The sequence below is a fragment of the Agrobacterium sp. FDAARGOS_525 genome (assembly GCF_003938925.1).
Lineage (GTDB): Bacteria > Pseudomonadota > Alphaproteobacteria > Rhizobiales > Rhizobiaceae > Agrobacterium > Agrobacterium pusense.
Genome location: NZ_RKIU01000003.1, coordinates 1,497,703 through 1,513,709 on the forward strand (window position 1 = coordinate 1,497,703; position 16,007 = coordinate 1,513,709).

General features: G+C 58.7%; 25 protein-coding genes, 1 tRNA gene and 1 riboswitch. Of the genes, 5 read left to right on the forward strand and 21 right to left on the reverse strand.

Annotated features, from left to right (window positions below):
* Positions 1 to 280: 280 nt before the first annotated feature.
* Entirely contained in the window at positions 281 to 814 is a 534-nt protein-coding gene (locus EGT36_RS08520) for a GcrA family cell cycle regulator (RefSeq protein WP_004439774.1), read from the reverse strand.
* A gap of 430 nt (positions 815 to 1,244) precedes the next feature.
* Here EGT36_RS08520 and EGT36_RS08530 point away from each other — a divergent pair, with 430 nt between their 5' ends.
* The 3 genes from EGT36_RS08530 (at position 1,245) to EGT36_RS08540 (ending at position 4,646) form a co-directional block, all read left to right on the forward strand.
* A complete protein-coding gene (locus EGT36_RS08530; RefSeq protein ID WP_004439775.1) occupies positions 1,245 to 2,444 on the forward strand; it encodes an aspartate aminotransferase family protein in 1,200 nt (399 codons plus the stop codon).
* A 57-nt stretch (positions 2,445 to 2,501) separates the two neighbouring features.
* Positions 2,502 to 3,419 carry an ornithine carbamoyltransferase gene (argF, locus tag EGT36_RS08535; RefSeq protein ID WP_004439776.1) on the forward strand — a complete coding sequence of 306 codons (918 nt, stop codon included), beginning with the start codon at positions 2,502 to 2,504 and terminating at the stop codon, positions 3,417 to 3,419.
* 237 nt (positions 3,420 to 3,656) lie between these two features.
* Positions 3,657 to 4,646, forward strand: a complete 990-nt coding sequence (locus tag EGT36_RS08540; RefSeq protein ID WP_037089341.1) for an Hsp33 family molecular chaperone — start codon at positions 3,657 to 3,659, stop codon at positions 4,644 to 4,646.
* Positions 4,647 to 4,691: 45 nt separating this feature from the next.
* On the opposite strand, the gene apaG is transcribed toward EGT36_RS08540, so the two are convergent.
* Complete coding sequence (apaG, locus tag EGT36_RS08545; protein WP_006698948.1) at positions 4,692 to 5,084, reverse strand: Co2+/Mg2+ efflux facilitator ApaG/CorD; 393 nt, start codon at positions 5,082 to 5,084, stop codon at positions 4,692 to 4,694.
* 231 nt (positions 5,085 to 5,315) lie between these two features.
* On the reverse strand, positions 5,316 to 6,500 hold the full coding sequence (locus EGT36_RS08550; protein WP_037089338.1) for an O-succinylhomoserine sulfhydrylase: 1,185 nt from the start codon (positions 6,498 to 6,500) through the stop codon (positions 5,316 to 5,318).
* A 43-nt stretch (positions 6,501 to 6,543) separates the two neighbouring features.
* A riboswitch (SAM riboswitch) is annotated at positions 6,544 to 6,622 on the reverse strand.
* 73 nt (positions 6,623 to 6,695) lie between these two features.
* Here EGT36_RS08550 and EGT36_RS08555 point away from each other — a divergent pair.
* Positions 6,696 to 7,793: a 2'-deoxycytidine 5'-triphosphate deaminase gene (locus EGT36_RS08555; RefSeq protein ID WP_022555567.1), complete on the forward strand. Its 1,098-nt coding sequence runs from the start codon at positions 6,696 to 6,698 to the stop codon at positions 7,791 to 7,793.
* A gap of 58 nt (positions 7,794 to 7,851) precedes the next feature.
* A tRNA-Gly gene (locus EGT36_RS08560) sits at positions 7,852 to 7,925 on the forward strand.
* 72 nt (positions 7,926 to 7,997) lie between these two features.
* On the opposite strand, the gene EGT36_RS08565 is transcribed toward EGT36_RS08560, so the two are convergent.
* Genes EGT36_RS08565 through EGT36_RS08645 form a run of 18 tightly spaced genes read right to left on the reverse strand, consistent with a single transcriptional unit; the run spans position 7,998 to position 15,939 of the window.
* Positions 7,998 to 9,020, reverse strand: coding sequence for a tyrosine-type recombinase/integrase (locus EGT36_RS08565; protein WP_125270244.1), 1,023 nt, complete (start codon positions 9,018 to 9,020; stop codon positions 7,998 to 8,000).
* Positions 9,007 to 9,237, reverse strand: a complete 231-nt coding sequence (locus EGT36_RS08570) for a hypothetical protein (protein ID WP_125270245.1) — start codon at positions 9,235 to 9,237, stop codon at positions 9,007 to 9,009. Before EGT36_RS08570 ends, EGT36_RS08565 begins: the two co-directional genes overlap by 14 nt.
* A complete protein-coding gene (locus EGT36_RS08575) occupies positions 9,230 to 9,487 on the reverse strand; it encodes a hypothetical protein (RefSeq protein ID WP_125270246.1) in 258 nt (85 codons plus the stop codon). Before EGT36_RS08575 ends, EGT36_RS08570 begins: the two co-directional genes overlap by 8 nt.
* Entirely contained in the window at positions 9,484 to 10,020 is a 537-nt protein-coding gene (locus tag EGT36_RS08580; RefSeq protein ID WP_125270247.1) for a hypothetical protein, read from the reverse strand. The genes EGT36_RS08575 and EGT36_RS08580 overlap by 4 nt, the downstream gene beginning before the upstream one ends.
* Positions 10,020 to 10,298 (reverse strand): hypothetical protein, encoded by a 279-nt coding sequence (locus EGT36_RS08585; protein ID WP_125270248.1) that lies wholly within the window; start codon positions 10,296 to 10,298, stop codon positions 10,020 to 10,022. Before EGT36_RS08585 ends, EGT36_RS08580 begins: the two co-directional genes overlap by 1 nt.
* The gene (locus EGT36_RS08590; RefSeq protein ID WP_125270249.1) at positions 10,286 to 10,600 is read right to left on the reverse strand and encodes a hypothetical protein; all 315 of its coding nucleotides are present in this window, start codon (positions 10,598 to 10,600) and stop codon (positions 10,286 to 10,288) included. The genes EGT36_RS08585 and EGT36_RS08590 overlap by 13 nt, the downstream gene beginning before the upstream one ends.
* Positions 10,601 to 10,623: 23 nt before the next feature.
* The gene (locus EGT36_RS08595) at positions 10,624 to 10,989 is read right to left on the reverse strand and encodes a hypothetical protein (protein WP_125270250.1); all 366 of its coding nucleotides are present in this window, start codon (positions 10,987 to 10,989) and stop codon (positions 10,624 to 10,626) included.
* Positions 10,986 to 11,201 (reverse strand): hypothetical protein, encoded by a 216-nt coding sequence (locus EGT36_RS08600; RefSeq protein WP_125270251.1) that lies wholly within the window; start codon positions 11,199 to 11,201, stop codon positions 10,986 to 10,988. The genes EGT36_RS08595 and EGT36_RS08600 overlap by 4 nt, the downstream gene beginning before the upstream one ends.
* A complete protein-coding gene (locus EGT36_RS08605) occupies positions 11,194 to 11,670 on the reverse strand; it encodes a hypothetical protein (RefSeq protein WP_125270252.1) in 477 nt (158 codons plus the stop codon). Before EGT36_RS08605 ends, EGT36_RS08600 begins: the two co-directional genes overlap by 8 nt.
* Positions 11,667 to 12,113 (reverse strand): ASCH domain-containing protein, encoded by a 447-nt coding sequence (locus EGT36_RS08610; protein WP_125270253.1) that lies wholly within the window; start codon positions 12,111 to 12,113, stop codon positions 11,667 to 11,669. The genes EGT36_RS08605 and EGT36_RS08610 overlap by 4 nt, the downstream gene beginning before the upstream one ends.
* Positions 12,110 to 13,102 carry a phage Gp37/Gp68 family protein gene (locus tag EGT36_RS08615; RefSeq protein WP_125270254.1) on the reverse strand — a complete coding sequence of 331 codons (993 nt, stop codon included), beginning with the start codon at positions 13,100 to 13,102 and terminating at the stop codon, positions 12,110 to 12,112. Before EGT36_RS08615 ends, EGT36_RS08610 begins: the two co-directional genes overlap by 4 nt.
* 59 nt (positions 13,103 to 13,161) lie before the next feature.
* The gene (locus EGT36_RS08620) at positions 13,162 to 14,067 is read right to left on the reverse strand and encodes a YfdQ family protein (protein ID WP_125270255.1); all 906 of its coding nucleotides are present in this window, start codon (positions 14,065 to 14,067) and stop codon (positions 13,162 to 13,164) included.
* A 59-nt stretch (positions 14,068 to 14,126) separates the two neighbouring features.
* A complete protein-coding gene (locus tag EGT36_RS08625; protein ID WP_037089328.1) occupies positions 14,127 to 14,459 on the reverse strand; it encodes a YfdP family phage-associated protein in 333 nt (110 codons plus the stop codon).
* Between the two features lie 30 nt (positions 14,460 to 14,489).
* Positions 14,490 to 14,690, reverse strand: a complete 201-nt coding sequence (locus EGT36_RS08630) for a hypothetical protein (protein ID WP_125270256.1) — start codon at positions 14,688 to 14,690, stop codon at positions 14,490 to 14,492.
* A gap of 59 nt (positions 14,691 to 14,749) precedes the next feature.
* A complete protein-coding gene (locus EGT36_RS08635) occupies positions 14,750 to 15,061 on the reverse strand; it encodes a hypothetical protein (RefSeq protein ID WP_125270257.1) in 312 nt (103 codons plus the stop codon).
* Between the two features lie 55 nt (positions 15,062 to 15,116).
* Positions 15,117 to 15,308: a hypothetical protein gene (locus tag EGT36_RS08640; protein WP_125270258.1), complete on the reverse strand. Its 192-nt coding sequence runs from the start codon at positions 15,306 to 15,308 to the stop codon at positions 15,117 to 15,119.
* A gap of 59 nt (positions 15,309 to 15,367) precedes the next feature.
* Entirely contained in the window at positions 15,368 to 15,514 is a 147-nt protein-coding gene (locus tag EGT36_RS30445) for a hypothetical protein (protein WP_155276033.1), read from the reverse strand.
* Positions 15,515 to 15,516: 2 nt separating this feature from the next.
* Complete coding sequence (locus EGT36_RS08645) at positions 15,517 to 15,939, reverse strand: tellurite resistance TerB family protein (protein WP_125270259.1); 423 nt, start codon at positions 15,937 to 15,939, stop codon at positions 15,517 to 15,519.
* Positions 15,940 to 16,007 lie beyond the last annotated feature (68 nt).

Here is a 16,007-nt window from a genome sequence, read left to right on the forward strand (position 1 = left end):
AACTGAGGGTTCCCCTCAGCATGACGTTCCGCCAAAATAAAAAGGCCCGAAACCGGTCTGGTGTCGGGCCTTTTTATTTTGAACCTTCCGCAAGCACGATAATTTCATCTCTTTGACGAGCGGTTGAGAGTCCACCGAAATTCGATTGAGGGGCGAAACCCGACGACGATGAATAAGCCTTGATGTTCTGCTGTCGCTGTCCGGGAAGCGCGGTATTTTGTCACAAAAAAACGGGCCCGAAGGCCCGTAGTTTTTGAGTGTCAAATGTGTGCCGCAACACTCAAGCCTTGCGGCGCTCGCTGACCGGTTGGTAGGCGAGTTTCGCATGGAATTTGCAATAAGGCGAAGATTCCAGCGCTTCACAGCCGCAGAAATGGAAATCATCTTTCAGGGGGTCGCCGACCGGCCACTTGCAGGTGCGCTCCGTCAGTTCCGTCAGCGTCAGCCGGCGGGAGATCGGAGTAACGACGTTTCTGGAAGGAACGTAATCGAGAATTTCCGCAGTTTCGATGCCGACCTCTTCCTGAAGAGCGGTCGCCGCGTTGGAGCGGGTCAGGATCCGAGCAGGTGCAGCGTTGACGCGGCCAGCGAAATTCGCCGTGCGCGGGGCAGGTGCAGCAGTCCGCTTGGGCGCAGAACGCGCCGACGTCACCGGGCCGCCAGCCTTGACGCGTCCGGGCAGATTAAGACGATGGACCTTGCCGATCACGGCATTGCGGCTGACGCCGCCCAGCTGAGCTGCTATCTGGCTGGCGCTCAGACCTTCGGCCCACAATTTCTTGAGTTTCTCGACCCGCTCGTCTGTCCAGTTCATGCCGCTTCTCCGCTTTTCGCGTGTATTTCGACAGAATCCTTCTCCGTCTCGCGGGCATGCCGCGAGCGTGGTTTCTGCCTGATTTTTGGTGACTAGTTCCGCCGCAATGCAGTCTAGTAATTAGCGATTAACCTAGTGCCACGCAGACTCCGTGGCAAGAGTCGCGGGAATCATCTCGAATCGATTTTCCGGTTTTCCCCAACTTGCTGGCGAGTTGAGTCAGAAAGGCAACACCTTGGGCCTTGCGACCTGCCACCTACTAGGGCTTGAGAAGCCTAGGAAATACGGACTTTTGTTGACATCGGCAAGCGAAGTGACAATAGTGCCCCTGCCGCCGCGAGGCGGCATTTTTGATTTTCAGGCGAGGGATAACCCTCGAAGCCTATTGACAACCGTCTGACAGCGCATCCGCGCAAGGAGTGATACAGCCATGGCCGAAGCCGCCGCGCCATTGTTCGATACATTTGCAAGAGCCCCCCTCCGCTTCGAGCGAGGCGAGGGCGTCTGGCTGTACACGGAAAGCGGCGAGCGATATCTCGATTTTGCGGCCGGCGTTGCCGTCAATTCGCTGGGCCATGCCCACCCGCATCTTGTCGACGCGATCAAGACGCAGGCCGAAAAGGTCTGGCATGTCTCGAACCTTTATGAAGTTCCGGGCCAGGAAAAGCTTGCCAAGCGCCTGACGGAGGAAACGTTCGCAGACAAGGTCTTCTTCACCAACTCCGGCGCGGAAGCACTGGAATGTGCAATCAAGACCGCGCGTCGTTATCATTATTCCAAGGGCCACCCGGAAAAGTTCCGGATTATCACCTTCGAAGGCGCCTTCCATGGTCGTACGCTTGCAACGATCGCAGCCGGCGGCCAGCAGAAATATCTCGAAGGTTTCGGTCCCAAGGTCGAAGGCTTTGACCAGGTACCTTTCGGTGATGTCGATGCGCTGAAAGCCGCCATCACGGCCGAGACGGCAGCGCTTCTGATCGAGCCCATTCAGGGTGAGGGCGGTATTCGCGCACCCAGCAAGGAATTCCTGCAGTTACTGCGGTCGCTTTGCGACGAACACGGTCTGCTGCTGATTTTCGATGAGGTGCAGACGGGCGTTGGCCGCACGGGTAAGCTCTTTGCCTATGAACACACTGGTGTCGCCCCTGATATCATGGCGGTTGCCAAGGGCATCGGCGGTGGTTTTCCGCTGGGCGCATGCCTTGCAACGGCTGACGCCGCTTCCGGCATGACGGCAGGCGTGCATGGCACCACCTATGGCGGCAATCCGCTGGCCATGGCAGTCGGTAATGCCGTGCTTGATGTCGTCCTCTCTGACGGCTTTCTGGAAAAGGTTCGTGATGTCGCGCTGGTTTTCCGCCAGGGCCTTGCTTCGCTGAAGGACCGTTATCCTGACGTTATCGAGGAAATCCGTGGCGAAGGCCTGCTTCTCGGCATCAAGGCCAAGGTGCCGTCGGGCGAGCTCTTGCAGGCCATGCGCGCCGAGCATCTGCTGGGCGTACCAGCGGGCGATAATGTCATTCGTCTCCTGCCGCCGCTCGTCACCACGGCGGAGGAAGCCCGTGAGGGGCTGGCACGCGTGGAAGCGGCCGCCGCTTCTCTCACAGCGAAACAGGCAAAAATCGCCTGAGGAAACACTCAAGGGCGGGCCTCTTTCCTGGGGCTCCCAAGCATGGGACAGTTTGAAATGGCTTCACCTAAACATTTTCTCGACCTGTCGGCCGTCAGCTCGCAGGACCTGCGGGTAATTCTCGACGATGCCCGCGAACGCAAGGCGGCCACCAAGGCCGGAACGGCGGAAAAGCCGCTTGCCGGCAAGATGCTGGCCATGATCTTCGAAAAGCCATCCACGCGAACCCGCGTCTCTTTCGATGTGGGGATGCGTCAGCTTGGCGGCGAGACGCTTTTCCTCTCTGGCACGGAAATGCAGCTCGGCCGCGCGGAAACGATCGGTGATACGGCAAAGGTGCTGTCGCGTTACGTTGACGCCATCATGATCCGCACGACAGATCATTCGCGCCTGCTCGAGCTTGCCGAACATGCGACAGTGCCTGTCATCAACGCCCTGACGGATGACACGCATCCATGCCAGATCATGGCTGACATCATGACTTTCGAAGAACATCGCGGTCCGGTCAAAGGCAAGACGATTGCGTGGACAGGGGACGGCAATAATGTCCTGCATTCTTTCGTGGAGGGCTCGGCCCGTTTCGGCTACCGCATGACGATGGCAGTGCCGATGGGCTCCGAACCGCATGACAAGTTCCTGAACTGGGCCCGCAACAATGGCGGCGAGATAATGTTGTGCCACGATGCCGACAAGGCGGTGGCGGGCGCCGATTGCGTCGTCACCGATACCTGGGTCTCCATGAATCAGGAACACAAGGCGCGCGGCCACAACATCTTCCAGCCCTATCAGGTCAATGAAGCCCTGATGGCCAAGGCGGAAAAAGACGCGCTGTTCATGCATTGCCTGCCGGCTCACCGCGGCGAAGAGGTGACGGATGCGGTGATCGACGGCCCGCAATCGGTGGTCTTCGACGAGGCGGAAAACCGCCTCCACGCGCAGAAATCCATCATCGCCTGGTGCATGGGCGTCATCTGAAAATATCACCCGTTTGATCAACGTCGGGCGGGTGCTTGAACTTCTCGGCAGCGATTACCATCTGTTGGACTTCGAAGAGGCTCGTCGGTTTTCTGGCGGGCCATCGTCACGATTTGCACGTTTTTCCCCGGAAGCGGTTTCTCTTCCCGGGTCTCTGTGCGACAAGCGGAAAAAGCACATTTCGAAAGCCGGACTTTTGGACGGTAGCGGCGCCACGGCTGCGCCAGGGAGTATGACATGGCAGATGTAACGGTTGAACTGGACGATCTCGATTTTGCTGGCGACGACAAGGTCGTGCCCTTTCAGGTCGAAGGTCTGGATGTGCGCGGCCGCGCCGTGCAGGTGGGTCCGCTGCTGAATGCCATTCTCCAGCGCCACGATTACCCGGCTGCCGTCGCCCGCCTGCTGGCGGAAGCGACCGTTCTGACGGCGTTGATCGGCACATCGCTCAAGTTTTCCGGCAAGCTGACGGTACAGACCAAGGGCGACGGTCCGGTGGACCTGCTGGTGGCGGATTTCACCGCGCCGGAAAGCATGCGCGCTTATGCCCGTTTTGATGAGGAGCGGCTGGCGGAGGCGCTTGCGGCAGGGGCGACTTCGCCGGAACAATTGTTGGGCAACGGTATTCTGGCCTTCACGATCGATCAGGGCGTGGGCATGCAACCCTATCAGGGCATCGTGCCACTCGATGGCTCGTCGCTGGAAGACATTGCCGGGGTTTATTTCCGTCAGTCGGAGCAGCTTCCAACCCGTGTGCGCCTCGGTGTGGCCGAATTCTTCGATCGCGACGGGGAAGGCAAACCGCGTCATGGCTGGCGTGCGGGCGGCGTTATCGCCCAGTTCCTGCCGCAGGCGCCCGAGCGGCTGCGTATGCGTGACCTGCACGGCGGCGATGGCGATGAAGGCGGTCACGATGTGCAGGAGGATGATGCCTGGACGGAAGCCGTGACGCTTTTGAACACCGTGGATACGGACGAACTGACGGATCCGCAGGTGCCGGTGGAACGACTCCTCTTCAGGCTGTTCCATGAAAGCGGCGTGCGCATCTATGATCCGCAGTCCATTTTCGATCGCTGCAGCTGCTCGCGGGATAAGATCAAGGGCGTGCTCTCGGGCTTTACCGCCGAAGAGATCAAGGCAAGCGAGGAAGACGGCGCGATTGCCGTGACCTGTGAGTTCTGCTCGACCACTTATCGCTACGATGTCAGCGAATTTGAAAACGCCTGAATAAGGGCCGCGCCTGCAAAGGCGCGGTTTTTCATGGCCTGCGGGTCAGTTCAAGACCCGCATCAGCCCCGGAGAATCCAGCGAAAATGCGGGTATGGTGACGTTGAACACTTCTCCGCTTTCCGTTTCCATCTCGTAATGTCCGAACATAAGGCCGGACGGCGTATCCAACGGGCAGCCGGAGGAATATTCGTAGGTGTCGCCGGGCTTGAGATGCGGTTGTTCTCCCACGACACCCGGTCCGTAGACTTCGTCCACCTGTCCATTCTGGTCAGTGATATGCCAATAGCGATTGACGAGAGTAACGGGAACATCCGAGTTATTCGCGATCACGACCTTGTAGCCCCAGACGTAGCGATCGTCATCCGGGTCGGATTGTTCTTCGAGATAATACGGATCAACCGTCACCTCGATATCCCTTGTCAGAGCACGATACATACGCGCCACACCTCGATATTTTCCCTGCCCGCTTATCCTACACTATAGGCTCTGGCTATCGTCAAGAAAATGAATGACTTGAGGGGCAGGAGCTGTCTCCCGTTGCGCTGTTTTTTACCGTTAGGGATAACGGAAAAGGTAAATAATGGTTGCCTGATACTGGCTTTCGAGGCCATCAAACGCGACATGGCCCGGCGTTCCCGCGGGGCCACGTCGCTTATTGAATGAATGTCAGGCCGAAACGGCTGCCAGACCCTTTACCAGATCTTCCAGCAGATCGTCCGTATCCTCGATGCCGCAGGAAAGGCGCAAAGTGCCGCCGGAGATACCGAGTTCCGCCCGTGCCTCGTCTGTGAGGTTCTTGTGCGTCGTGGTGCCGGGATGGGTGATGAGGCTCTTGGCGTCGCCCAGATTGTTGGAAATCTTCACGATCTCAAGCGCGTTCTGCAGCTTGAAGGCCGCTTCCTTGCCGCCCTTCAATTCGAAAGCCACCAGCGTCGAACCACCGGACATCTGCCGTGCAATGATGTCGGCCTGCGGGTGATCGGCGCGCCCGGGATAGATGACCTTGGCGACCTTGCCGCTATCGGCAAGGAAGTCCGCGATCTTCGAGGCATTGGCCGTCTGCTGCTTCACGCGCAGCGGCAGCGTCTCGATGCCCTTCAGAAGCGTCCAGGCATTGAACGGCGACATGGCCGGGCCGGTGTGGCGGAAATAATCCTGCAGCTCTTCCTCAATCCATTTCTTGTCGGAAAGGATCACGCCGCCGAGGCAGCGACCCTGGCCGTCAATATGTTTGGTGGCCGAATAAACGACGATATGGGCGCCGAGTTCGAGCGGTTTCTGGAAAAGCGGTGTGGCGAAGACATTGTCAACGACCACTTTCGCACCGATCTGGTTGGCAAGCTTCGCTACGCCGGCGATATCCACCACTTCGAGTGTCGGATTGGTCGGGCTTTCGAGGAAAAACAGCTTGGTGTTTGGCTGGATTGCCTTTTCCCAGTTGCCGAGATCACGTCCGTCGATCAGCGTGCATTCGATGCCATATTTCGGCGCGAGCGTTTCAACCACCCAGCGGCAGGAGCCGAAGAGCGCACGGGCGGCAACGATATGGTCGCCGGCGCGCAGCTGACACATGATGGCGGCGGTGACGGCGGCCATGCCCGAAGCAAGTGCGCGGGCGTCTTCAGCGCCTTCCAGCAGGCACATTCGCTTTTCGAACATGTCATTGGTCGGGCTGGCGTATCGGGCGTAGATAAAGCCGTCGGTTTCACCCTTGAAGCGCGCTTCGGCTGCTTCAGAGTTTTCGTAGACGAAGCCTTGGGTCAGATAAATCGCTTCCGACGTCTCACCGTAAGGGGAGCGTAGCGTACCGCCGTGAACGAGCTGGGTTGCCGGGCGCCATTTATTGCTCATGTGATCACCTTCAAAACAAAAAAACCGGCCGCAAAAGCAGACCGGTTCCTAGCACCCGGTCTTTTTAGCCACTTGTTTAACGTGGCTGCAAGCCGACCGGCCAAATCACCACGGGATAAGCTTGCCATACTGCCGTTACCGGCTTGCGTCAATGCTTTCCTTTTGGTTTTGTCGCCGTAAAAAGGAATGACGACCATGATGAGAACCACGGGCATTTTGGCGGATGGCGCAATCCGCGCGCTGTTTGCAGGCGGCAAGCTGAAAAGCGAGGCCGATCTCGATGTCGATCAGGTGCAGCCCGCCAGCCTCGACCTCAGGCTTGGCTCCAGGGCCTATCGTGTTCGTGCAAGTTTCATGCCCGGCCCCGGAACCAAGGTCATCGACAAGCTCAATCGTCTCAGCCTGCACGAGGTGGATCTCAGCCAGGGCGCGGTGCTGGAAACCGGCTGTGTCTATATCGTTCCGCTGATGGAAAGCCTTGCGCTGCCGGCGGACATGTCCGCCTCGGCCAATCCTAAGAGTTCGACCGGTCGCCTCGATATCTTCACCCGCGTCATGACCGACAATGCGCAGGAATTCGACAAGATACCGGCGGGATACACAGGTCCGCTCTATCTGGAAATCAGCCCGCGCACCTTCCCCGTTGTGGTTCGCCGTGGCTCGCGCCTGTCGCAGATCCGTTTCCGCATTGGCCATTCGCTGCTGAGTGAAAGCGAGCTTCTGAAACTGCACGAGACGGAAACGCTGGTCGCCAGCGAAAGCCCGAACGTGACGGGCGGTGGTATCGCACTCTCGATCGACCTCAAGGGATTTGGCGAAAACGGGCTGATCGGTTATCGCGGCAAACACCATACGGCGGTGGTGGATGTCGACAAGAAGGCCCAGCACGATGTTCTCGATTTCTGGGAACCGCTCTATGCGCGCGGCCGCGCCGAACTGATCCTCGACCCGGACGAGTTCTATATTCTCGTTTCGCGCGAAGCCGTCCACGTGCCGCCGCTTTATGCGGCCGAAATGACGCCCTTCGATCCGCTGGTGGGCGAATTCCGTGTGCACTATGCCGGTTTCTTTGACCCCGGCTTCGGCCACGCGCAGGCGGGGGGCACCGGCAGCCGCGCCGTGCTGGAAGTGCGCAGCCACGAGGTGCCCTTTATCCTCGAGCATGGCCAGATCGTCGGCCGGTTGGTTTATGAGCATATGCTGCAGAAACCGGAAGGCCTTTATGGCACCGGTCTCGGCTCCAACTATCAGGCGCAGGGGCTGAAGCTCTCCAAGCACTTTCGCGCCGCATAATGAGCCCCGGCGGGCGCTTGACACCCGCCGCGAACTATCCGATGTCTTGTTTGTGGGTGCGGGTGTAGCTCAATGGTAGAGCAGCAGCTTCCCAAGCTGAATACGAGGGTTCGATTCCCTTCACCCGCTCCACCTTATTTCTCAGGGCTTTCCGCCGTCTTTTGCCCTAGAAAAACAGAAGAGTTTTACAAGCTGTTTTACAGCTTATGTTCGCGTTCTGGCCTCGTTTAGCTGCCGGATCATCTCTTTCGTGGCGGAGTTTCGGCCCACGTAACGGCGAATAATTTTCTCAACCGTCTCTTCCTCCCATGCCATAATCTCGGCGATCACGCGAACTGACAGCCCCGCGATGTAGAACTTTGTCGCTGCGGTGCCTCGCAGGTCGTGGAAGTGCAGATCGCGTTCCAGCATGTTCGTTTTTTCTTTCGCCCGCCAAAACATCGTATTCAATCCGCTTGGCTTCCACGGCTTCTTTTTGGAGCTGGTGAGGATGACCGGCGAGCGCTTTGGGATGCGCTCAAGAATTTCATTCAAGGCGTCGTAGCGCGGTATGATCGCCTCGCGCTTGTGCTTGCTCTTGCCGGTCGAAATGATGATGGCATCGGGGCCGACATGCGACCATGACAGTTTAAGCAGATCGCTGACGCGCAAGCCGGTATGGGCGGCGAGGTCGATAACCCATTTCACCTCGTCAGAGCATCCAGCTTTCACCTGCGCAATGTCGGCGTCCGTCCAGATGATTTCGGATCGGTCGGAACTGTAGAGATGCTTAATGCCTTCGGCTGGATTGGCGCTAAGCTTGCCCATCGGGTCCACGCCATGGGACAGAATGCGGGAAAGAACCTGCATGCCAGTGTCTGCGGCGCGCGGCGTTTCGCTGTACTGGCCGCGCCATTGCCGGATGCGGGGGCGTATTTTGTCGGTGCGGTTGAACTGCGCAATGCTCAGATTGCCGAAGTATTCGGAAATGCGATCAATCCACGGCGACCAAACGCGCTTCGTGGAATCGGCGAGCTTCTTGAATTCTGTTGCCTTGTAGTGGGTGATGATGGAGCGGAAGCGACCGCTTTCCGGTTCCATACGGCTGGCGATGGCTTCGTTATAGGATGCCATAAAAGCCGCCGTTCCCGGCTGGCCGTCGAGCCTTGGGCCACCGCGCCAAGCGTAATAATAAACATTGCCCTTGGCCTTTACGGTGTGGATGCCCTTTAGCTCAACTGTAACCATGCTTCTTGTCAAACTCCGCAAGCTCGCGGTCCAGATCGTCTTCGTCGTTCTGTGCCGGTGGCGTAAAATGCCATCGAAATGTACCGTCTGGCAATGTGTCCAGCGCGGTCGGGGTCATGCCGTTCTTTTTTAGCGCTTCAAGGGTGGCGTTCACGTCGCGAATTCGAAGCGTCGGACGGCGGCTTTTCTTCTTTGGGTTTGGGGCAAGGTCAGCCATTTCCGGCCTCCGTCAAAAGCTTGGTGGCTTGAAGATCAAGGGTCGCCATGGCTTCTTCAAGTTCGCGAGCGGTATACGTTGCCCGGTCCGTTTTAAATTCGGGAATGCCAAGCGCCCAAAGGCAATTCTCGGCACGCTCTCGCGCCCATCTTTGTTGGGTTGGTGACAACGCGTTTTCGCTGAATGCTGTGAGGGCAACGAAACAGAAAGAAAGGACGTTCGCCTTGTCGGCAGCGGTTGGCTTTTTCATTTGCCGCCCTCCGACTTAGCGCGGTAGCGCGCTTCGGCTTCGCCTTTTAGTCGAAGGCCCGTAGCGCAACCACAATAGCCCTGCCACGCACCGTCGCGTCCGTGCATATCTCCTTCGTCTCCGCAGACGGTGCAATAGTCGTCGTCGGGGCTGGTAAAATCGAGGTCGTCAAGGTAGTCGAGTTCTGCGGCAGCTTCTTCGTTTACCCGACGAATGCAAGCGCCACAGACCCGGTAGACGGGTCCGCACATGCCTTCTTCATAGTCTCTGGCCTCGCGCAGATCGTCCGCAAAATGCCTGCACCAATCGCAAGTTCCTTTGCGATCCTCCTTTGCCTCGTCGGATTTAATGTATGCCCGGTATTCGTCAGAGCATTCTTGGCACATGTCTATCATTTCGCAGCCGAAGGAATCTGTCTCACCCTGAATGCGAGCGACGGCGGGCCGATCCGGGTGTTGATCGCAAGTCATACCTTCGGGAACTGCATGCGACCTGCCCGGCAAGCTGGAAATGGGACCGGTTACTTCGGCCATTATGCACCCTCCGGTTTATCGGCGATGTCCAGCAGGCGCTTACGGATTTCAGCCACTTCGTTTAGTGCAGGGTGCACCTCACGTTTAATGGTAGCGAACAAGGCGCGCGCGCCGTCCTCGTGGCTCTGGATGTAGTTTTCACCTAAGTCGCGCTTGAATACTTTTATGAAGCTATCGAAGCCATAACCAACGATAGCGTCCAGCGCCCGCATTTCCGTTTCTGTGAGGGTCAAGGTTGAAGTGAATTGCACTGCGATGTTGTTTTTCACTTTGGGCATGGATTGCCTCCTTCATCCTCAATCGCGTTAGGAAAGGCGGACAGAAACGCGTTCAATTCCGCTCCGGTGCTAAAGCCAAGCCACGTCCAGCCGAAGACGGTGGCGCTTCCAAACTGCCAGCGACCCGCCCGCTCGTGGATCGGCCGCGCTTCATTGCCGAAATTCTCATTCAGCCAACGCCGCATCTGGTTTTCTCGGTGGCAACTGAATGTGCCGGTGTAGCAATCAATCACAAAAGGAGTTGTTGACCAGACCTTGCGCATGAGTTCGCCGCGCTCGGTGTCCTCGTATGCGAATGTCACGATTCTCTCAAAAAGGGGCGTGCTCAAACCGCACCGCCGATCTGCTGGCGCTGGCGAGACTTCCATTTCACGTAGTCGATGAAGGACATGCTGCCATCGTAGTCAAGCCAATCCCTATATCGCTGTTGGTCGCGTGAGAGCTTGGGCGGCGAAGGGCTATTTTCGCGGACGGCGCGCTTGCCTTCATCGGTCACGGTGAAAATATCGCTGCCGCCAAAAAGCTCAACGTTAGCCCTGCGGGTCATAAAGCCCATGGCGGTCAACTCCATGCAATGAGTATGATCCGCGCTGCCTGCGTCTGTCACAAACCGGTTGCGATAGAAGGTGCCTCGTCCGTACTGGTCAAGCCCAAGGGAGTGTTGGAGGATATGAAGAAGGGCGGGCTTCATAGGTGTGCGCCTTTCTTTTTCTCCGCGCGCAAAATGCGCTGGGCGCGGTTGCGGCTGCGTTTGGCGAGCATGATTACCTCGTCCATTTCGGCCACGATGCGCCGGGCGGCTTCCGCTCTTGTGAGGAAATCGCCGGTCTCATTTTCGGGGGCGAGGCTGACGCTTCGGTCCATAAGTTCGCCGTACGCGACTACATAGCGACGATTACCCATTGGTGCCGCCCTCCAGCTTGGCGGGCTGGCTGGCCCACTCAGCGAGTGCAAGGGCGATCTCGTTTTCGGTCGCGGTCACCTTTGACGCGTTGCGATAGGGAACGATGGTCAAGCTTGCGGCTGCGTTGTCATACAATAGCTTGGCAAACGTGGTGACGTAAAGCTGGTGCGGTAGGCCCATCCATACCGGCACATGGTGCGGGTGGTCGGCGAACACGGCAACCATGTCGCAGCCGGGCGGCATGTCGATCAAAACCGAGATACCAAACGGCATGCCGTTCTGTAGGCGAAATGCGGGCTTCCTTTGCTCGCGGTCCGCCTCCCGGCTCATGATAACCCGCAGATCGTGGGCGGCGCGCAAGGTGGTATCGGACAGCAAGCCGCCGTTGCCACCCTTACCGCCTGCGCCATTCATGTCGAATTCGACGCAATCAATAAGCTTCTTCGCTGCTTTGACGATATCTGTCATGGGGTCGCCTCAAGGTTCTTCCGCCAGTCGAAAAAGCCGAGTGCGCCTTTGACCGGGATAAATTCGCAGGGTTTGGGATTTGCCAGCACGAAGCCGTACGGGCCGAAGAACCACGGGCTTTCGTGGCGCGTGACGCAATCCACGATATCGACGGTTCCTACGATGCCGCCGCGCGGCAAACGGCGTTCATCTTTTCGGCCCGGAAATGCAGGCCCGGTGCGGCCTTCGGGCAGGGCGGCGCGGGCCACATAAAGGCCGTCAAGCCACTCTTCCGCCGTCATGCCCTTGGCGGCATGGATGCAGACCGGCCCGCGATACTTCGTTGCCCACGTCCGGTTTTCGACTGGCTTGCCGAGTTCGAAAATGCAATGAACCCACGGCTGTCGGACGGACAGCGCCAGTTGCGGCAGGGCGGCGAGAACGGAAAGCTGTTCGGGCGTCATGCTCGGCCCTCCGGGAATGCGTTGTGTTCAACGCCGTCCAGCACGCGGCCTGCCGCCGTCTTGCCTACCAGTTTAACGGCATGGTGGGTGTCAGGCTGCGGCAATACGCGCGCCCAACTCCATGGCTTGTGATCAAGCTCGATCAAATATCCTGTGCGAGAAAGCGCGTGTGTGGAACATTCTTTTTCGGACCGCTCGATATATTCCGCATCACTTTCGGTTTCGATCCGCTCAAGCTTCCAAGGTACGGGCTTCCATGCGCCCCACTGTTTAAACAGGAACGGAATGCGATGGATTTGGCACTGGTTGCGCAAGGCGCGTATCCATTCGGGATGCATCGGACGTGCGCCCGGTCCGCTTTCTCCGCCTGCCACGACCCACATAGGAGGGCGTGCAAGGTGTACTTTGCCATCGGGGCCGACTTTCCGAAGCGGCGTAGCGAGCAGGTGAAGCGGGCCTAACAGCGGTTCGGCAGAAACCCAAACCATCCAGCCACGTTCGGCAATATCTTCCATGAACGGCCAGCGCGCAGAATAACGGGTCTGGTCCTCGGCGGATGTGCCAAGCCAGATATTAGGAAACGGCAGGTGTCGGCGTGCAAACAAGTAGTCGCGCATCCGCTCCGGCCTCTTGGTCAAGACCTGAAACGTGTGCTGCGGGGCGCTCGCCATGACGGCGAAAACCATGTCAATCCACTCGTCCGGCACGCCTTCTGCAAAAAGGTCTCCGTGGGCGCAAACGAAGATCATGCGCGGACGGCTCCAGCGCAACGGCTGTTCCATCCACTCCGCATTAAGACGCACCTTGCCGTTCCACACGGGGCCGGACTTCGTTTCAACCGTAAGTCCTTCCCGGCTCCTGTGATTTTTCAGCCGGGTTCCGGCGAGCTTCATCGCATAACAGTTGGTGCAGCCCGGAGAGACTACAGCGCAACCCGTGATCGGGTTCCAAGTGGCGTCGGTCCACTCGATTTTTGTATTATCGGACATGGTTGGGTTCTCTCTGGCTGGATGGAGGCGGGCGGCAACCGCCCGCGCTCCGGGTGAAATCACGCCGACATTTCGGGCTTGCCCGCGAACTTCGGCAGGCCAAGTTCTGCGGCGGTTTCGTGCAGGGCGAAGTTGACGGCCTTGGTGATGTGGATATCGGGCCGGTAAAGCATGCACGTCCACGAAAGCGTGCCTTCACGAAGGCGGTAGCGCAGACGCACGGGCAGGCGGATGCTTTCACCCTGGAAGAACGGCGCGATGTTGAGGACGAAGACGCCCGGCACGGTGATCGGGTCGCCGTTGGCGTTCTTGTGGTCTTCCTCGAAAACGATCTGGCTTTCGCCTGTTTGCAGTTTCAGGGCCGTCTTGACGCGGGTTTCCGCGTTGATCTGCAAGCCCTGCGAAAGCACTACCAGTTCATTCGGATAGGCAATCTTCGCCCGGAACAGCAATTCGAGGTCTTTCACCTCGTCAGAGTCCGGCGAGGCCAGTTCGGCGATATGGTCTTCGATGAATTCCGCGAACTCGTTTTGAGACAATGCTTTGCCATGGATGCCCTGCCAAGCTTTCCATTCTTCGGAAAGCGGGAACGCGTAGTGCACCCGGTGCTTGCCGTTGTCCGGGTCATCGCCGTGGTAGTCGATAACGGCGGTGAAGGCGGGGGTGCGCCAGTCCGTCACTGCAAAGATCACGCTGTTGTCCGTCTTGTGGCGCTCGACCAGCTTGACGAAGGAATCCAGCGTTTCAACATTGGCGGTGCCCTGCTTGCGCTCCGGGCGGGTGCGCCATGGCGCAAAGACTGCCGATACGTCAGACAGCTTGCCGCTGGTCGGGTCCAGCAGCGCCGGGACGTTGGAGGGGATGCCCTTGGCGTCGGCAGGTGCCGGAACCTGCACAATCGCGGCGTTGGTCTGCGCCGCGAGCTTTGCGATCTCGGCGACGGCGGTTTGGGTGAGTTGGTCCATTTCGGTTCCTCTGTTGGTGCGCCGGTCACTGGCCGGACGCGGTTGCTAAGGTTGGGAAATCAGCCTGCGGAGACTTCGCGCGGCGAAAACATGTCGTGCTGGCGGGGATGCTCGGTCGAAAGCGCGCCGTCTTCGACAACCCAAAAGACCGAATTCTTGCGTGGCAGCTTCGGGGTTTTGGATTCCATGTCGGCGGCAATCGTCACCATGCCGTCCTTGACGGACAGGGACAGTTTCAGGGTCACGGAACCCTTGAAAGACTGCATGGGGTTCGCTTCGGACATGTCCGAAAGCTTTTCCAGCGTCTGGCCGATCTCGGCGGAGAAGGCGGGGTTAAGCTGGCCGTTTTCCAACATGCCGATGATGGTGGAGGCATCGCGTATTTTCTTCATGCGAATGGTTCCTTGCGGTTTGGAGGAAGGTCACACGCGCGCGGCGGCGGCGTGGTAGCGTTCGATTTCAGCCAGCCGGGTTGCGCAAAGCGCCGCGCCGCCGATAATCGAAAGGATGAGAACCGCAGCGATGCAGGCCAGAAAGAAGCGGCAATAGGGTTGCTCGCGTTCCTTGCGGAATGTGCCAAGCTGCTGGCGGTTAAGCGGGTACATCGGGGAAATCTGGATCAAAGCTACCTCCATCCGTTCGGGAAACCGCCTCGCGTGAGGCGGAAACCAGAGCGGATGTTTCAGGCTGCGGCCATGCCGTCACAGAAGCCCGTGTAGGCGTCGTCGTACCAATCGAGCTTCTTGGCTTCGTCCAATGCGGCGCGACTCAAGTCGTCGGCGTACTGCCAAAGGTCATTCGCCATTTCGAGGGCGCTTGCTGCCGCAATTGCCTCAGTTGCAGCTTCGCGAAGGCGAACATGCAACGGCTTCGGGGTTTCGTCCTCGTCTTCATCTTCTGCAATAGTCGGCGGGACAAGGTTGCGCTCCGCAACTTCTGCGCAATGACGCAGATACAAGGCGCGATTGCGAAGCCTCTTTACATCGGTATCCATTTTGCTCTCCGGTGATGCTGTTGGATGATGGCCCGAAGGCCATCGCCAAACGGCATCAGGCCGCAGCACGCGCGTCCTGAACGCGCATGTCATGGAGCCGGGCAGTAGCGGCATCGCCGCAGCGGTGGATTTCATCGGCGGTGAACCATTCCCGAAGGTCGGCTTTTGTGCAGCCTTCGCCCACGCGCTGGATGGCATCCGCCATCGCCTGCGTCAGTTCGGTGTCGTTTGCGGTATCGATGCGCATTCCGGTATCTCCTGATTGGGGTGGGGCGAGCCTTTTTGCCTCATGCTCGGGAGGGCTTTTCAGCGGGACAACCGGCCTGCGACGAAGCCGATTGCGACCAGCAGGACGCTGGAAACGAGGTCCATGGCGAAGGAAAAGAAGAGGGCCTGCATCGTGACGAGAAGGCCCGCCGCCGTCGCCAAGGCGATATTCTTCGCGGTCGCCATGGTTAGAGGTACTTGGCCAGATCAAGCCCGACAGTGGACGCGATCTTCGCGAGCACTGCTTTTTCGTCGTCGGAAATGCCGCCGCTGTCCGCTACGTCCAGCGCGACCAGAAGGACGGTTTCGCTCATGTCGTGATCGGCCTTGATGTCTTCGATTTCCTTGAAGAGACCGGCCTTGCCCACGCGGCCCACGGCGCGGCTGCACGTTTTGTCCATCGTGGTTTCGATGGCGCGGGCATCGAACGCGCCGGAAAGGGCGGCGTTAGACTTCACTGCGGCGACAGCGGCCAGAAGCTCGCTATCGTCAAGCTCGCCGTCAGCCGTGGCGACGAGGGCGGATGCGGCGCAAACCGCTTCCAGAAAATCGGTCTTGCCGGAAAACTTCTTTGCCTTGTCTCCGACGAGGCTTTTGAACATTGCAAGCATAAGGCTCCATCCTTCTTTCGTTGAGGGAGCCGGGCGGCATGTTCACATTTCGAGGGTGCGCCGCCCGG

What these genes read in the sequence shown, in the direction of transcription:
- EGT36_RS08550 (WP_037089338.1), bottom strand. Translation starts at nt 6,500, where the DNA reads ATGAGCAATAAATGGCGCCCGGCAACCCAGCTCGTTCACGGCGGTACG.
- EGT36_RS08540 (WP_037089341.1), top strand. Translation starts at nt 3,657, where the DNA reads ATGGCAGATGTAACGGTTGAACTGGACGATCTCGATTTTGCTGGCGAC.
- EGT36_RS08585 (WP_125270248.1), bottom strand. Translation starts at nt 10,298, where the DNA reads ATGCCCAAAGTGAAAAACAACATCGCAGTGCAATTCACTTCAACCTTG.
- EGT36_RS08595 (WP_125270250.1), bottom strand. Translation starts at nt 10,989, where the DNA reads ATGAAGCCCGCCCTTCTTCATATCCTCCAACACTCCCTTGGGCTTGAC.
- EGT36_RS08600 (WP_125270251.1), bottom strand. Translation starts at nt 11,201, where the DNA reads ATGGGTAATCGTCGCTATGTAGTCGCGTACGGCGAACTTATGGACCGA.
- EGT36_RS08555 (WP_022555567.1), top strand. Translation starts at nt 6,696, where the DNA reads ATGATGAGAACCACGGGCATTTTGGCGGATGGCGCAATCCGCGCGCTG.
- EGT36_RS08570 (WP_125270245.1), bottom strand. Translation starts at nt 9,237, where the DNA reads ATGGCTGACCTTGCCCCAAACCCAAAGAAGAAAAGCCGCCGTCCGACG.
- apaG (WP_006698948.1), bottom strand. Translation starts at nt 5,084, where the DNA reads ATGTATCGTGCTCTGACAAGGGATATCGAGGTGACGGTTGATCCGTAT.
- EGT36_RS08565 (WP_125270244.1), bottom strand. Translation starts at nt 9,020, where the DNA reads ATGGTTACAGTTGAGCTAAAGGGCATCCACACCGTAAAGGCCAAGGGC.
- EGT36_RS08520 (WP_004439774.1), bottom strand. Translation starts at nt 814, where the DNA reads ATGAACTGGACAGACGAGCGGGTCGAGAAACTCAAGAAATTGTGGGCC.
- EGT36_RS08615 (WP_125270254.1), bottom strand. Translation starts at nt 13,102, where the DNA reads ATGTCCGATAATACAAAAATCGAGTGGACCGACGCCACTTGGAACCCG.
- EGT36_RS08620 (WP_125270255.1), bottom strand. Translation starts at nt 14,067, where the DNA reads ATGGACCAACTCACCCAAACCGCCGTCGCCGAGATCGCAAAGCTCGCG.
- EGT36_RS08645 (WP_125270259.1), bottom strand. Translation starts at nt 15,939, where the DNA reads ATGCTTGCAATGTTCAAAAGCCTCGTCGGAGACAAGGCAAAGAAGTTT.
- EGT36_RS08610 (WP_125270253.1), bottom strand. Translation starts at nt 12,113, where the DNA reads ATGACGCCCGAACAGCTTTCCGTTCTCGCCGCCCTGCCGCAACTGGCG.
- EGT36_RS08640 (WP_125270258.1), bottom strand. Translation starts at nt 15,308, where the DNA reads ATGCGCATCGATACCGCAAACGACACCGAACTGACGCAGGCGATGGCG.
- EGT36_RS08575 (WP_125270246.1), bottom strand. Translation starts at nt 9,487, where the DNA reads ATGAAAAAGCCAACCGCTGCCGACAAGGCGAACGTCCTTTCTTTCTGT.
- EGT36_RS30445 (WP_155276033.1), bottom strand. Translation starts at nt 15,514, where the DNA reads ATGGCGACCGCGAAGAATATCGCCTTGGCGACGGCGGCGGGCCTTCTC.
- EGT36_RS08635 (WP_125270257.1), bottom strand. Translation starts at nt 15,061, where the DNA reads ATGGATACCGATGTAAAGAGGCTTCGCAATCGCGCCTTGTATCTGCGT.
- EGT36_RS08530 (WP_004439775.1), top strand. Translation starts at nt 1,245, where the DNA reads ATGGCCGAAGCCGCCGCGCCATTGTTCGATACATTTGCAAGAGCCCCC.
- EGT36_RS08580 (WP_125270247.1), bottom strand. Translation starts at nt 10,020, where the DNA reads ATGGCCGAAGTAACCGGTCCCATTTCCAGCTTGCCGGGCAGGTCGCAT.
- EGT36_RS08625 (WP_037089328.1), bottom strand. Translation starts at nt 14,459, where the DNA reads ATGAAGAAAATACGCGATGCCTCCACCATCATCGGCATGTTGGAAAAC.
- argF (WP_004439776.1), top strand. Translation starts at nt 2,502, where the DNA reads ATGGCTTCACCTAAACATTTTCTCGACCTGTCGGCCGTCAGCTCGCAG.
- EGT36_RS08605 (WP_125270252.1), bottom strand. Translation starts at nt 11,670, where the DNA reads ATGACAGATATCGTCAAAGCAGCGAAGAAGCTTATTGATTGCGTCGAA.